Consider the following 14,462-nt stretch of genomic DNA (forward strand, 5'->3'; position numbering starts at 1 on the left):
GGTCTCCCTTGATGGGTCTTCTTGCGTTTCGTCATCGTTTTCATGAAGATGGTAGTGTTTCCTCTTTAATAATTTCATGAAAGGGTAGCTTTTTACTGGCACTGCCAGCCTAAACGCGTTATTCTATAACGGATATTTTTTAAGGAGTGACAGATGATGCATATTGTTATTGGAATAATTGGTTTATTGGTGGTTTTAGGGCTGGGTCTCTTGATCAGTACTGATCGGCAAAAAATTGCTTGGCGCCCGTTAGCTCTGATGCTTGTTTTACAAGCCGTGTTTGCGTTTATTTTATTACGGACGTCAGTAGGAACTAAAGTTGTAGGCTTTTTAGCAGATCAATTTGCGGCCTTATTAACTTTTGCCCAGTCTGGTGTTAATTTTGTTTTTGCAGGCGTTGCCAATGAGGGGAGCGCGCCCTTCTTTCTCAGCGTGCTGATGCCCATCGTCTTCATTTCTGCAATCATTGGGATCTTACGCTATATCAAAGTACTGCCTTTTTTCATGAAATGGGTCGGGATCGGCCTTAGCAAAATCAACGGGATGGGGCAGTTGGAATCCTATAACGGTATCGCTTCTGCTATCCTTGGTCAGTCGGAAGTTTTTATCTCGATTAAACGCGAACTGCCACGACTGACGGAAAAACGGCTGGTGACCATGAGTATTTCCGCCATGTCGACAGTCTCCATGTCCATCGTTGGCTCCTATATGGCCTTGATTGAACCCCGTTATGTGATCACCGCTTTAGTGCTGAATTTGTTTGGTGGTTTTATTATCGCCTCTGTTGTAAACCCCTACGAGCCGGAAACCCAGCAGTTTGAAATCGAAGAAGAACAACAAACTTTCTTTCAAATGCTAGGGGAGTACATCTTAGATGGATTCCATGTTGCGGTAACTGTTGCCGCCATGCTGATTGGCTTTGTCGCCTTGATTGCCATGATCAATGCGATTTTCAGCGGTATCACCGGTTTCAGCTTCCAAGAATTGTTAGGTTATCTTTTCGCGCCTTTCGCCTTTTTAACCGGAATCCCTTGGAAAGAAGCGGTAGCTGCTGGCAGTCTAATGGCCACCAAGTTGGTAACCAATGAGTTTGTTGCTATGACAGAGCTAGCGCAAGGCAATTGGCATTTCAGTGAACGAACAACCGCAATCGTGTCCGTTTTTCTAGTTTCCTTTGCCAACTTCTCTTCCATCGGCATCATTTCGGGCGCTATGAAAGGTTTAAATGCCGAGAAGGGCAATCTCGTAGCCAAACATGGTTTAAAAATCCTGCTAAGTGCTACTTTGGTCAGCTTTTTAAGCAGTATCATGACTGGTCTGTTGTTCTAATCGGTATAAATTAAATAAAAATGCCTCGGTTCCAACTTATTGGCTCCGAGGCATTTTTAGGTTGTAATTGTTTTAAGTAAATCCAATAAGCGGCTAATCTTCCAGTATCTGCGGTTGGAAGAATTCTGGCATATTCCCCCGGTAACGTAATGGCAACATATTCCGCTGTAAATCAAGATTTCCACGTTCGCTAATCGTAACGGCTGCTAAAAAAGTGCGCCAAACATCAGCTAACTGGTCCTCCGGCACTGCGTCAGGTGGTGTTACTTGCTCTAAGTAGCGAATGGTGCCAGCTTCCATAATACCTAGTTGTTGATGGGTATTATCATAGATCATCACCTGCTCTTGCGGATAGCGCTGACTAAAATGCTGACATAAGGCTGGAAGCACTTGATGCACGGGATCGATTTGGCCAAACAGAACTTCTTGGCGATACTGAAAACGTAAAAAACCTTTATAAGCATGAACTTCGCGCCGAACAGCCTGACAACCCTTGGATAAAGCCAGAATATGCGGATGCCCTAAATGCTGAGGGAGGTGGGCGCCTGCCAACCCTAAGCTAACTGCTGTTAGCAATAGTCGTTCTTTCTCAGGTAGGCTTGCACAGAAAGCTTCCTGTAAAAACAACCAGTTTTCCAGCCCTAATCGTATTTGTAACCTGTTGGCAATTTTATGTGCTCGGGCTTGGTCCGTTACTAGCCACTCTCCTGCGAAGACATTGTCGGCCTCTTGGGCAATCATAAACGGCTGATAGCCGCGGCTAAAGGCTTGATCCACAATCGTCAACCAGCCTAAAAAGGAACCATCGTAGTACCAGCATTCACTTTTTTCTGGCAGTTCATGTACTTTCATGAGGCACCTCTTCTAAGTAAGCCAGCTTCTCTGTATCAAAAAAAGATAATTGTTCCGCCGACGTTTGCGTATTCTGTTGCTGTAACGCCTGAAATTGCTTTTTAGAAATAAGTGATGCAATAATCCATTCTGGGTCTTTCGTTAAACCGATGGGCGTCTCTTTGTTACAGGAAACAAAATATTGCGCCCGCTTAATCACAACCCCCAGCTGCTTCAAGTCACTCAAATGTAAGCGATAATAGCGACGAGCTTTTAAAATATTTCGCGCACTTTTAGGGCCAATTCCAGGAATCCGCAAGAGTTGCTCCAAGGAAGCTGTCTGCACATCGACTGGAAAGTGTTCATAATGCTGGACCGCCCAGTTGGCTTTTGGATCTAAATAAAGATTAAAATGCGGCTTGTCTGCTGATAAGATTTCGTTTGCTCTAAAGCCATAGAAACGTAACAGCCAATCCGCTTGATACAAACGGTGTTCCCGCAAAAGTGGCGGCTTGGTCGTCACAGCCGGTAATAGTTGATCTTGATTAACGGGAATATAGGCTGAATAGTAAACACGTTTCAAGCCATAACGCTGATAAAGTTTTTCTGAGATTGTCACGATCTCATAGTCACTTTCAGGCGAAGCACCAATAATCATTTGGGTCGATTGACCGGCCGGTACAAAACGCGGGCCTTTTCGTTGGACCAGTGGTTGCTGACTCTGCACAGCAATTTGTTTCATGGGTCGATACAATGCGTGCGGATCCTTATCTGGCGCCAGTTTTTCTAGACTGGCTTTTGAAGGCAACTCAATATTGACACTCATACGATCTGCTAGAAAGCCAAGTTCACTAATCAAGCACTCATCAGCACCTGGAATTGCCTTAACGTGAATATAGCCCCGAAAACCTTTTTCTTCTCGCAGGATACGCAACGTTTTGATTAAAAGCTCACAGGTATAGTCGGCATTTTTGATGATGGCTGAACTAAGGAATAGCCCTTCGATATAATTCCGTTTATAAAAATCAATCGTCAAATCAGCAATTTCTTGTGGACTAAACGTTGCCCGCGGAATCTGATTGGAGCAGCGATTGATACAATAGTGACAATCAAAGACACAAGCATTGGTCAATAATAGTTTTAATAAAGAGACACAGCGGCCATCAGCTGTAAAAGAGTGACAGATTCCGGAGGCCGCCGTGCTGCCAATCGTTCCGGACCGCGTATTTTCGGTGACACCACTACTAGCACAAGAAACGTCATACTTAGCCGCATCTGCTAAAATAGCGACTTTTTCTGCTAATTCCATTTACTCACCTCATTTCAAATCGAACGTATGTTCTAATTTTAACAGATGGTAGCTGCTTCTGTCAAAGTAACTTTTACCTAAAAAAAGCATCACAGAATATTCTGTGATGCTTGGTACTTATTTTGCATAATCTACTGCTCGCGTTTCGCGAATAACTGTCACTTTGATATGTCCTGGATAATCTAGTTCATCTTCGATTCGTTTTCGAATGTCGCGTACCAGACGTACAGCATCCATGTCACTGATTTCTTCCGGTTTCACCATTACGCGGACTTCACGACCTGCTTGTACGGCAAAACTAGATTCAACACCAGTAAAGCTGTTAGAGATATTTTCAAGATTTTCCAAACGACGAATATAGTTTTCTAAGGACTCACTACGGGCTCCTGGACGAGCTGCTGACAACGCATCAGCTGCCGCAACTAATACAGAGATTACGGAAGTTGCTTCCACATCACCATGGTGACTGGCAATCGCATTGATGACCACTGGATTTTCTTTGTATTTAGCTGCCAATTCGGCCCCGATTTCTACGTGGGAACCTTCGATTTCATGATCAAGCGCCTTCCCAATATCGTGAAGAAGACCAGCTCGTTTTGCTAGCTGGATATCTTCGCCTAATTCAGCCGCCAAGATACCAGATAATTTCGCAACTTCAATCGAATGGTTCAAGACATTTTGACCGTAACTAGTACGGAAGCGTAAGCGTCCTAAGATTTTGATCAAATCAGGATGCAAAGTATGCGCGCCTACTTCAAATGCTGCCTGTTCCCCATATTCACGGATCCGTTCATCCATTTCTTTACGTGATTTCTCAACTGTTTCTTCGATTCGGGCAGGATGGATACGACCATCTTGAATCAGTTTTTCCAATGTCATCCGCGCAATTTCACGGCGAATTGGGTCAAATCCGGACAATACTACTGCTTCCGGTGTATCATCAATGATCAGATCGATCCCTGTTAAGGTTTCCAGTGTACGGATGTTACGGCCTTCACGACCGATAATCCGACCTTTCATCTCATCATTTGGCAGTGTTACGACAGAGACGGTTGTTTCAGAAACTTGATCGGCGGCACAACGTTGGATAGCCAGTGACAACAGATTTTTCGCTTTGCGATCTGCTTCTTCTTTGGCGCGTTGTTCCGATTCTTTCACCATTAGCGTCAACTCGTGGTTCAATTCTTCTTCAGTTGTCTTCATGATGATATCGCGAGCTTCCTCTTTAGGTAGCGCAGCGACCCGTTCTAACTCTTGTTGCTCTTGTTCAATGAGTTTTTCAACTTCTTTTTCCCGCTCTTCAAGTAACTGTTGTCTTGAACCAAGTTTTGTTTCTTTGTCCTCTAACGAATGTTCTCGTTTTTCCAAAGAATCATCTTTACGATCCAACGTTTGTTCCCGTTGGAGCAACCGATTTTCTTGGCCTTTTAATTCAAGTCTGCTCTCTTTCAGCTCACTTTCAATCTCTGAACGATACTTCTGATTTTCTTCTTTAGCCTCTAACAAAGCTTCTTTTTTCAGTGTTTCTGCCTCTTTTTTCGCAGAAGTTAAAATACCTTCTGCCGAAAGTTTTGCCCCATCAATTTCTTTAGTATGACGAGTTTTGGCAACCACAAACCCTAAAATCAGACCGACAATTAAACCGATAGCGAGGAGAATTGATTGCGTCATTGAATCCACCTCCAAACTATCTAATTTTTTTGTTATTTTGTAGTTTTTTTGATAAAAAACATTCACCATAAATTATCAATATGCCTACTTGCATATATGTGCAATCGCACAACTTTATTCTAATGTTTTGGCTCCTACGTGTCAACTTAAAATAGACCGGATGAAAAAGCTTCCAACTTTGTAGATAACAGAAAGACCATCGTTTTATAACGATGGTCTTTGAGAGTTATTCATCTAATGGCAATTCTTCTTGGCCTTCTTCAACTAAGGTTTGACCATCCCCGATTCCATAAGCATCTCGTACAAGATGGCTAATCTCAGCCATCATCTCTGGATGATCATGGATATAGGTCTTAGCATTTTCACGACCTTGGCCGATCCGTTCCTCTTTATAGCCGTACCAAGCACCGCTCTTATCGACGATGTCTTTTTCAACTGCCATATCCAGCAATTCACCTTCTTGAGAAATCCCTTGGCCATACATAATATCAACTTCTGCAATTTTGAAAGGTGGTGCTACTTTATTTTTTACGACTTTGATCTTCGTCCGGTTCCCAACAATATCGGTTCCTTGTTTCAATTGTTCGGCACGACGAACTTCTAAGCGAACTGTTGCATAGAATTTCAATGCGCGACCGCCAGGTGTCGTTTCGGGATTACCAAACATTACGCCGACTTTTTCACGAATTTGGTTGATAAAAATCGCGATTGTTTTCGTTTTATTAATGGACCCAGACAATTTCCGCAATGCTTGCGACATTAGTCGAGCTTGCAGACCCACGTGGGTATCACCCATCTCGCCTTCGATTTCGGCTCTTGGTACTAAGGCCGCTACCGAGTCAATAACCACGATGTCAATGGCACCACTGGAAACCAACGCATCTGCGATTTCTAAGCCTTGTTCACCAGTATCTGGTTGTGATAGTAATAGTTCATCAATATTTACGCCTAATTTTTGCGCGTATTGAGGATCTAAGGCGTGTTCGGCATCAATGAAGGCTGCCGTACCGCCATTTTTTTGAACTTCAGCGATTGCATGCAACGCCACTGTCGTTTTACCAGAACTTTCTGGTCCGTAAACTTCTACAATCCGTCCTCGTGGATAGCCACCAACGCCTAATGCCACATCCAATGCTAAACTGCCACTTGGGATAACGGAGATCTGTTGATCGACCTTTTCACCCAGTTTCATGATAGAACCTTTACCAAAATTCTTTTCTATTTTTTTTAACGCAGCGTCTAACGCTACTTTACGATCATCAGCCAATGATGTATCCTCCTTAGATTTCTGTGTCAATACGTCATATTCAGTAAACATATCATACTTTTTTTTGAGATAAAAAGCAAGCGAAAACCGAACAAACATTCGTATTTTTTATTTTTGTCGTCGAACCATATCTAAGCCCTTCATAACCGCACTATGGCGAATATACGCTCGGTCGCGATTGAAATGGCATAACTCGGCCCTCACCCCTTGCTGAGAAGCCACTGCGATCCAAACTGTGCCCGCCGGTTTGCCTTCTAACGGCTCCGGACCAGCTACGCCTGTAAAGGCTACTGCCAAATCGGTATGGGCTTTTTCGCGGGCTTGCTGGGCCATAGCTTTAGCGCAAGCCTCACTGACGGCGCCGTGTATTTCAATCAACTGTGGGTCAATGTCTAAAAAGGCCATTTTAGTGGCCGCCGAGTAGGTGACAAAGCCACCTGGAAAAACACTTGATACTCCAGGTACGTCCCCTAAGGTACTTTGGAAGAGTCCGGCCGTCAGGCTTTCTGCTGCAGTGATAGTTTGGCCGGCCGCCTGCAACTGTGCTACTACGACTTGTGCCAGTGTAGTCGTCTCCCCCTCACCATAATAGTACTGACCTAAGCGCGCTAAAATCTCCTCTATTACTGGTTGTAATAGCTGATTAGCTACCGACTCATCCGAGGCTTTAGCCGTCAGCCTTAAAGTCACTTCATTCGGTTTAGCGTAAGGGGCAATGGTTGGATTGGTTTGCCCAGCAATCAAATCAGCCAATTCAGTGACTAACTGAGATTCGCCGATTCCATAAAATCGTAGAACGCGCGATACTATCCGTTCCTGCACAGGCGAAAGTGCCGTTAGCAGCGGTCGCGCTGCTAGTCGAAACATTGGCTGTAATTCGCTAGGCGGACCGGGCAAAAGCAAATAGTGGTGCTGTGCTACGGTAATAAAGCTGCCGCTTGCTAAACCAGTCGTATTTGCCAATGGTGTGCCACCTGAGATATAGAGCGTCTGTAACAGATTATTCTCCGTCATCCTTCGTCCAGAAAAAGTGAAGTGTTGCTCCATTTTCTTTAAACCTTGCTGATCCTGTACTAAATCGCGGCCTAGATGCGTTGCCACTACTTGCTTAGTCAAGTCATCCTCTGTTGGTCCTAAGCCGCCACACAGAACTAAAAGCTCACTACGCTGTTCCGCCTCCGTAATGAGTTCCGCTAGACGTTGGGGATTATCTCCTACGACCGTTTGATAGTAGACTTCAATCCCCAGGTCGGCTAATTCCTCCGCTAAAAATGCTGCATTTGTGTTAATGACCTGCCCCAGTAACAGTTCCGTTCCTACCGCGATAATTTCCGCCTTCATATTTAATCCCTCTTATCTTTAATTACGTCTTATGGCTTTATTTTAACACACTCTTTTTTCAGAAAGCTCTTCACGCTTCTGGACAAGCGAACAGTATGATCTTAACGCCTTTGCCACCGTCCTCACAATCTTCTTGAAAATTAAAAAAGGACACGATTTTCATCGTATCCTCAAGCCTTACATAGAGCCTTTAAAAACAGCAGCATTTTTCACAAAATAGTCCACGCCAGAATAGATTGTAAAAATCAAACATAGGTACAGCATAATTTGTGCTACCGGCCAACCAAGAGCTGCAAATGGAATATTATTGATAAACAATAAGATAATAGCAACCATTTGAGTCGCTGTTTTAACTTTACCCGGCCAAGCTGCAGCCATTACTTCACCATGTTCAACCAGTAGTAGGCGCAAACCTGTAACTGCTAGTTCGCGGCAGACAATAATCGCTGCTACCCAAGCTGGGACAGAGCCTTGACCTACTAAAATGATGAAAGCCGTCATAACCAGCATTTTATCTGCCAACGGATCGGCGAACTTGCCAAAATTAGTTACTAGCCCACGTGAACGCGCAATCTTGCCATCTAACCAATCTGTAATACTTGCAACAGCAAAAATAATTGCTCCAATAAGTTGCGTCACCTCAACATCTGTTCCAAGCATCGTCAGTGTTCCCCAAGCTAACGGTGCGGACACAACGATTACAAATAACGGGATCATACAGATACGGATGACCGTCAGTTTATTTGGTAGGTTCATATTTATTCTCCCTTCAATCTTACGCCAGCTCTAAGACTTCGCATAGGCAATAGAAAAATGCAGATCCCATAATGTCGCCCCCAGATTATCTGGGTTGAATGCTAATTTTTCTTTATTGAGCTGCACTGAAACACTTGGTGCATAACCAATTCGGATGCGTACGTCTTTGGCACCCTTCGGTAATTTAACATCGGTGGTTTCCCCAGACTCAATCGTTTTATCGAATACTGAGGCTTCGTCTACGTAGACACCCACCCAACAGCGGCCGCCATCAACACTGGCAAAAGTCACTGTAATTGGGTCTTGGCTATCCTTCACCGCAATTTCTGTACTAGCGCTATTATTCGCACCCACAACTGGATCGGCCAGGTCAAAGCTCATTTTAGGTGGTGCAGGTTTTTCGGAGCTTTGGGTGGTTTCAACAGTTGTGCTGGCGGTCGTTTCCGTTTGACTTTGACTGCTGCTTGCAACGGAACCTTCAACAGAAACGCTAGAAGGCTCTGTAATCAAAGGACTACTTTGCCGATCTTCCCAAGTCAGCCAAAAAACGACAGCAATAATGCTGATGGCAATGAGGGATAATAGCACGATAGGCAGTTTATTGGTCCATGTTTTAGATTCTTCATGTAGATTCTTACGAGATTCATGAACTTCCTCATAAACCGGCGTCGGTTCTGGTGTGACCGTTTTTCTTGGTTTGCCATCTAATTGGTCTAACAACTCTTCACTGTCGAGTCCCACCGCATTGGCATATTGCTTAATAAAAGCCCGCACGTAAAAAGTCCCTGGCATCGTATCAAAACGATCTTCTTCCATGGCTTCTAAATAACGTTTTTGGATTTTGGTGATTTGTTGTAATTCGTCTAGCGACATTCTCCTGGCTTCTCGAGCCTGCCGCAGTTTCTCTCCGACACTTGACACGCGTCATCTACTCCAGTCTTTTAAATCAGTACCAGCCACCGTTTACCGGTAGAGTAATACCTGTTATATAATTTGATTGTTCTGCTACTAAAAAGGCTACTGCAGCCGCGATTTCCTCTGGTTGACCCATACGTCCAACCGGAATCTCTGCCTGTAATGACTCTACCTCTGCGTCTGTCCAATGGCGATTCATACTTGTTGCAACTGCCCCTGGTGCTACGACATTCACCGTAATCCCCAGACTGGCAACTTCTTGACTGTATGCTTTGGCAAAAGCTTCCTGACCGCCCTTCACGGCACTGTAGACCGTCTCCATACTGCTGCCCATCTGGCCATACACTGACCCAATAAAGACCACCCGACCGCAGCCGCTATGGCTGAGTTTAGTCTGCAGATCGCGGCAAAGCATGATTGGCAATTTCAAATGAATCTGCCATAATTCTTCCAGCATCGCACTAGTCATGTCACTTAACAATTGATAATGGGTAAAACCACTGGCAAAAATAACCGCATCCACTTGAAACAGCTGGTCATAAAATGCTGGTAAGCCTGATTCGTCTAGCATATTCAAGGATACCATAAAAAAATCTTGTTGAGGATACCCATTTCGTAAGTCTTTGACTAATCTTACAACTTTCTCGGCATGCTGGTAATAATGACAATAAAGTGACCAGCCATCTGCCGCCAATCTCCGGGCGATGGCTTGACCAATATCTCCGCTAGCCCCTAAAATTAACGCATTTTTCATAATTAGACCTTCGGCAACAAATAGAATGTGCTGAAATTCTCTGGTTGGATAAACTGCTCACCCGCCGCCTTCAAATCTGCTAGCGTTAACGACTGAATGATTTCCGGCAAATCAAACAAGGTGGCATCACCATACATGGACTGAGAAAATTGGTTGGCGATATACTCCAATGAGTTCAAGGATTGGAAATATTTTCCGAGACTGCGTTTCTTTAATAAATCCAAATTTTCGGGAGTAATTTCCGCATCCGTTTGCCAGTGACTCAAAATCGTCGTCAAACGTTCTGCCAGACGTTCAGGTTGATCGGAATCACCGCCAAAATCTGCAAAATGAAATTCACGATCCAGTGAAAACTCATAGCCAAAACTGTCATCTAAAAGGCCTTCATCATAGAGATCTAGATAATTCTGAGAAGTATCACCTAGTAACAGTTGCAGTAAGAGACTGATAGCTGTTTTAAACTTTAGTAACTGGCGACCTGTCGGAAGTTGCCCGGTCCCTTTGATGCCCACTAATACTTTAGGACGTGTCAAACTCATCCGTTCTTCCGAAACCGGTACAATCTTACCACCCTCAGGAAAGAATCGTTGAATTGGTTGTGGCTTAGCAAATTCTTTTTGCTCTTGGTTTTCACGAATCAGTGCCATCATCGCTTCTGGTTCGAAGCGACCGACTAAAAACAAATTCATATTGCTGGGATGATAAAACGTGTGGTAGCAGGTGTACAAATCTTCCGCTGTGATCTCAGCAATACTGGCAACAGTCCCCGCAATATCAATATGCAAAGGGTGTTCTGGATAAAGGTTTTGTAGCAGACCGAAAAAGAGCCGCCAATTTGGTTCATCTTGATACATTTGGATTTCCTGACCAATGATACCTTTTTCCTTTTCAACCGTTTCGGCTGTGAAATAAGGTGCCTGTACAAAATCTATCAAGGTCGCAACATTCTCAGCGACGTGGTCCGTAGAAGAAAAAAGATAGCTTGTCCGCGTAAAGCTAGTAAAGGCGTTGGCAGAGGCCCCCTGTTGACTGAACACTTGGAAGACATCGCCCGTTTCCTTCTCAAACATTTTATGTTCTAAAAAGTGCGCAATACCATCAGGAACAGTTACCGCAGCCTCCCCACTTAAAGGGACAAAGTGATTGTCAATTGAACCATAATTAGTCGTAAACAAGCCATAAGTTTTGTGATAATCCGGCTTAGGTAGTAAATGAACAGTCAAGCCATTAGCCAAAACCTCTGTATAGAGGGTTTCATTGATTTGTTGATACTCGTGTTTATGCATCTTGTTTTCCCTCCAAGAAATAAATTGCCTGTAAGTGAACCTCTTGCGCGACTTTTACAACATCTTGCTTCGTCACCGCTGCAAGACGGCCCGCCCATTCCGCTGCTGTTAATTGCGTGTGGGGTAAGAGGTCGTTTAAATAGGCTTTTTCCAAGGTATTAGGGGCGCTATCCTCACCTAACAAGTATTGGTTCAATAGCATCGCTTTTGTTTGTTCAAATTCCAAATCAGTAATTTTTCCTAAGCGAATCTGTTCCAATTCTTGCGCAATCAAATGTAGAACTTTATTGCGATTTTTGCCGTCAATTCCTGTTTGGACTAACAGCAACCCGCGGAAGGTATCGGCACTGCTAGAAGCATAGTAGGCCATACTTTCCTTCTCCCGCACATTCATAAACAGCTTAGAATGGGCAAAGCCACCAAATAAGCCATTAAAAACTTGCAAAGCAAAATATTCTGGCGTGCCGTAATAAATATCGGTCGTATACGCTAAATCCAACTTCGACTGCGTGGTATCTTGGCGTTCCGCTGCTTCACGAATGATATTTCTTACAGGCGCATCATAGAAAATCGTTTCTTCTCGGCGCGGACGTGGTGTAAAAGGTAATTTTTCGAAAGCTTTTTGAACTTCCTCGGTAGTAACGTCGCCAATCACTAAGATATCGACTTGATCTTCAGCCATCATTTGTTGATAATAAGCACCTAGTGTCGCAGGCGTTTCTTGTGCTAGCAATTCCGGTGTTCCGAAGCTAGGAATCTGTTGCGTAGGCTCATCTGCAAAATATAATTCTTGAAGCTTTAATAATGCATATGTTTGCTTGTCCTCAGAAAGGCTTTCTAAATAGGCGCGTAAGTTATCCTTTTCCCGTTGAAAGGTCTTTTCGTCAAACACACCGGCCGTCATATTAGGCGCAAATAGCACTTTCCCTAAAAAGGTCACGGCTTGTTCTAGCAGTGTTGGCTCTGAAACATACGAGCCATTGGTAATGTTCATGGTCGCACTAAACCAGTGTTGTGTACCTTTTTTATTAATGCCAATGCCAAAATTAGCACCATATAGGTCTGCTAATGCTGCACTCAGCTCGGTTTGCGTCGGATAATCTCGACTGTTAGTTTCCATTAAATTTGCTAATAAAGTCCGTTTGGTGACCGTTTTTTCATCTAATGGTGCCCGAAAACGGACCATCATACGGATCGTTTTGTATTTCGTTGTGGGCAGGACATGCAGTTGCACGCCTTCCTGTAATTGAATCGTCATAGCTCTCCCTCCAAAAATGGTTGCGTCTGTCCAATTATACCATAGGGACTGGTGGAAACCGGCTTGCAAAACCTTCCTTCACAAGTGAATCATTTCCCCTGAAAACAATTTTTCGCTATACTTGAATTGTTAATAGAAAAGTTTATACGAGGAGCGAGAGCAATGATCAAAGAATTTAAAGAATTTATGATGCGTGGCAACGTGTTAGATATGGCGGTGGGGGTTGTTATTGGGAGTGCCTTTACTGCAATTGTTACGAATGTCGTCGCAGGATTGATTACACCGTTGATCAACTTAGTGTTTGTGGCGATCACTAATGATCCAAAAGCGTTGGATGAAATGGCAGAGATGACTGTCAAAATCAAAGGTGTCCCTTTCAATTACGGCTCTGTTATTAGTGCCTTAATCACCTTTATCATTACTGCTTTTGTATTATTCATGATTGTCAAATTTGCCAATAAAGCCAAAGACATGCGGGCAAAAGAAGAACCTGCCGAAGAGGAAGCACCTGCACCAACTGCTGAAGATTACTTAAAAGAAATCCGCGATCTTTTGGCAGCCCAAAAGGATGAAACCACCACTGATCCTACTGAAACAAAATAGCTAAAACGACTAAGACGCCGCTAGTAAGTGGCATCTTAGTCGTTTTTTTGTGCCTTGAGCCAGCCCGCGAGATCCATTCGCAAAATCCGATCTACGGTCGTAAATTCAAAGCCTTTATATGGTGTGGCAGCTGATTCGAAGATTAGTAGCAGATCATCCCCCTCCACACTGATTTGTTCCAAATGCGCTGGTAATCGTAAAACATGGGCCGCATTGCGGGCACTAAAATTATCTTTTTCATAAATATTGTCATAGACTAATAGCTTCGAGCGATTGTAAGGTCCATAAGACTGTGATAACAGTAATTTATCTTGATAAAAAGCCAAGCCCTGGATGCGTCGTTCAATCTGCACTTGTCCAATCGGCGAGTCAGCAGAGTCTAAAGTCAATTTGCGGGCAGAGTCCCCTTGAAGATCACCATTTTTCAGTTCGTATTGTAAAATGATCCCTTCACTTTTCAAACTAAAATAGCCTACAAACAGACTGCCTTCATAATAAGTCAACATGGAGGCTCGCGGAATATCATGAAGCTGCCTGCGCAATGTTACTTTCACTGGTTGATCGCCTTGATACGCTTCAATAGTCTGCAAGTCTAAGGCCAGTAGCTCGGCCTTTTGCTTACGGCGCCCCGTAATCCAGAGACGTTGCTGTTGAGGATCATAGGCGAGGCCCCCTACATGGGGTTTTCCAGGTAAAATAATCGTTTTAAGATAGGTGCCCGTGGTCTTTTCTAAGACATACAACACAGAATTATGCTGATGATGGTGACAGTAGCTACTGACAATCACATAATCTTCTGTTGCGACAACGCCTTGGGGGGTCATTTCTGTACACATAGCTACCGCACCTGAAGCCAAGGTTTTCGTTGCTAGGAGCCCCGGTAAAACGGTCATACTAGGCAACGGCCCCTTCACTAATTGTTGGGTAACTTCCTGATAAGGTCGCAGCTCGGCTAACTGATCTGCGTCTTGTGCAAAAATAGCCGGATTCATATTAGTCGCATTCAGAGTCGTTTCGGGTTCTGTATGGTAGCGTTTGGCGATACGGCCACTTAGAAGAAAAGCAGTAAAGCATAAGCCTAAGACTCCGCCAATCAACCATTGTTTTTTCATACCTTATCACCTCCTTTTACATCCTGACTG

At 43.9% G+C, this 14,462-nt stretch carries 13 protein-coding genes; 2 read left to right on the forward strand and 11 right to left on the reverse strand.

The features are described from left to right. Positions 1-156 precede the first annotated feature (156 nt). Positions 157-1,329 (forward strand): NupC/NupG family nucleoside CNT transporter, encoded by a 1,173-nt coding sequence (locus ECA01S_RS07450; RefSeq protein ID WP_067393417.1) that lies wholly within the window; start codon positions 157-159, stop codon positions 1,327-1,329. A gap of 93 nt (positions 1,330-1,422) precedes the next feature. Here ECA01S_RS07450 and ECA01S_RS07455 read toward each other — a convergent pair whose 3' ends face one another. From ECA01S_RS07455 to yfmF, 10 genes are all read right to left on the reverse strand, one after another. Next, on the reverse strand, positions 1,423-2,181 hold the full coding sequence (locus tag ECA01S_RS07455) for a TIGR03915 family putative DNA repair protein (protein ID WP_067393420.1): 759 nt from the start codon (positions 2,179-2,181) through the stop codon (positions 1,423-1,425). Then, positions 2,168-3,469 (reverse strand): putative DNA modification/repair radical SAM protein, encoded by a 1,302-nt coding sequence (locus tag ECA01S_RS07460; protein WP_067393423.1) that lies wholly within the window; start codon positions 3,467-3,469, stop codon positions 2,168-2,170. Before ECA01S_RS07460 ends, ECA01S_RS07455 begins: the two co-directional genes overlap by 14 nt. 117 nt (positions 3,470-3,586) lie before the next feature. Further along, positions 3,587-5,140: a ribonuclease Y gene (gene rny, locus ECA01S_RS07465; RefSeq protein ID WP_067393426.1), complete on the reverse strand. Its 1,554-nt coding sequence runs from the start codon at positions 5,138-5,140 to the stop codon at positions 3,587-3,589. 226 nt (positions 5,141-5,366) lie between these two features. Next, entirely contained in the window at positions 5,367-6,407 is a 1,041-nt protein-coding gene (recA, locus tag ECA01S_RS07470; protein WP_067393428.1) for a recombinase RecA, read from the reverse strand. Between the two features lie 108 nt (positions 6,408-6,515). Next, positions 6,516-7,748, reverse strand: a complete 1,233-nt coding sequence (locus ECA01S_RS07475) for a competence/damage-inducible protein A (RefSeq protein ID WP_067393431.1) — start codon at positions 7,746-7,748, stop codon at positions 6,516-6,518. Between the two features lie 177 nt (positions 7,749-7,925). Further along, a complete protein-coding gene (pgsA, locus tag ECA01S_RS07480) occupies positions 7,926-8,504 on the reverse strand; it encodes a CDP-diacylglycerol--glycerol-3-phosphate 3-phosphatidyltransferase (protein ID WP_067393434.1) in 579 nt (192 codons plus the stop codon). A 30-nt stretch (positions 8,505-8,534) separates the two neighbouring features. Continuing rightward, positions 8,535-9,425, reverse strand: a complete 891-nt coding sequence (locus ECA01S_RS07485; protein ID WP_067393436.1) for a helix-turn-helix domain-containing protein — start codon at positions 9,423-9,425, stop codon at positions 8,535-8,537. Between the two features lie 25 nt (positions 9,426-9,450). After that, positions 9,451-10,173 carry an elongation factor P 5-aminopentanone reductase gene (ymfI, locus tag ECA01S_RS07490; RefSeq protein WP_067393439.1) on the reverse strand — a complete coding sequence of 241 codons (723 nt, stop codon included), beginning with the start codon at positions 10,171-10,173 and terminating at the stop codon, positions 9,451-9,453. A 2-nt stretch (positions 10,174-10,175) separates the two neighbouring features. Next, positions 10,176-11,459: an EF-P 5-aminopentanol modification-associated protein YfmH gene (gene yfmH, locus ECA01S_RS07495; protein WP_067393442.1), complete on the reverse strand. Its 1,284-nt coding sequence runs from the start codon at positions 11,457-11,459 to the stop codon at positions 10,176-10,178. Further along, positions 11,452-12,717, reverse strand: coding sequence for an EF-P 5-aminopentanol modification-associated protein YfmF (gene yfmF, locus ECA01S_RS07500; RefSeq protein WP_067393445.1), 1,266 nt, complete (start codon positions 12,715-12,717; stop codon positions 11,452-11,454). The genes yfmH and yfmF overlap by 8 nt, the downstream gene beginning before the upstream one ends. Before the next feature lie 162 nt (positions 12,718-12,879). Between yfmF and mscL the strand changes: the two genes are divergently transcribed. Further along, a complete protein-coding gene (mscL, locus tag ECA01S_RS07505; protein WP_067393448.1) occupies positions 12,880-13,320 on the forward strand; it encodes a large conductance mechanosensitive channel protein MscL in 441 nt (146 codons plus the stop codon). A gap of 35 nt (positions 13,321-13,355) precedes the next feature. On the opposite strand, the gene ECA01S_RS07510 is transcribed toward mscL, so the two are convergent. Further along, positions 13,356-14,432 (reverse strand): YncE family protein, encoded by a 1,077-nt coding sequence (locus ECA01S_RS07510; protein WP_067393451.1) that lies wholly within the window; start codon positions 14,430-14,432, stop codon positions 13,356-13,358. Between the last annotated feature and the right edge of the window lie 30 nt (positions 14,433-14,462).

The sequence above is a fragment of the Enterococcus canis NBRC 100695 genome, from assembly GCF_001544375.1.
GTDB lineage: Bacteria > Bacillota > Bacilli > Lactobacillales > Enterococcaceae > Enterococcus_H > Enterococcus_H canis.

What these genes read in the sequence shown, in the direction of transcription:
- ECA01S_RS07450 (WP_067393417.1), top strand. Translation starts at nt 157, where the DNA reads ATGCATATTGTTATTGGAATAATTGGTTTATTGGTGGTTTTAGGGCTG.
- ECA01S_RS07455 (WP_067393420.1), bottom strand. Translation starts at nt 2,181, where the DNA reads ATGAAAGTACATGAACTGCCAGAAAAAAGTGAATGCTGGTACTACGAT.
- ECA01S_RS07460 (WP_067393423.1), bottom strand. Translation starts at nt 3,469, where the DNA reads ATGGAATTAGCAGAAAAAGTCGCTATTTTAGCAGATGCGGCTAAGTAT.
- rny (WP_067393426.1), bottom strand. Translation starts at nt 5,140, where the DNA reads ATGACGCAATCAATTCTCCTCGCTATCGGTTTAATTGTCGGTCTGATT.
- ECA01S_RS07475 (WP_067393431.1), bottom strand. Translation starts at nt 7,748, where the DNA reads ATGAAGGCGGAAATTATCGCGGTAGGAACGGAACTGTTACTGGGGCAG.
- pgsA (WP_067393434.1), bottom strand. Translation starts at nt 8,504, where the DNA reads ATGAACCTACCAAATAAACTGACGGTCATCCGTATCTGTATGATCCCG.
- ymfI (WP_067393439.1), bottom strand. Translation starts at nt 10,173, where the DNA reads ATGAAAAATGCGTTAATTTTAGGGGCTAGCGGAGATATTGGTCAAGCC.
- yfmH (WP_067393442.1), bottom strand. Translation starts at nt 11,459, where the DNA reads ATGCATAAACACGAGTATCAACAAATCAATGAAACCCTCTATACAGAG.
- yfmF (WP_067393445.1), bottom strand. Translation starts at nt 12,717, where the DNA reads ATGACGATTCAATTACAGGAAGGCGTGCAACTGCATGTCCTGCCCACA.
- mscL (WP_067393448.1), top strand. Translation starts at nt 12,880, where the DNA reads ATGATCAAAGAATTTAAAGAATTTATGATGCGTGGCAACGTGTTAGAT.
- ECA01S_RS07510 (WP_067393451.1), bottom strand. Translation starts at nt 14,432, where the DNA reads ATGAAAAAACAATGGTTGATTGGCGGAGTCTTAGGCTTATGCTTTACT.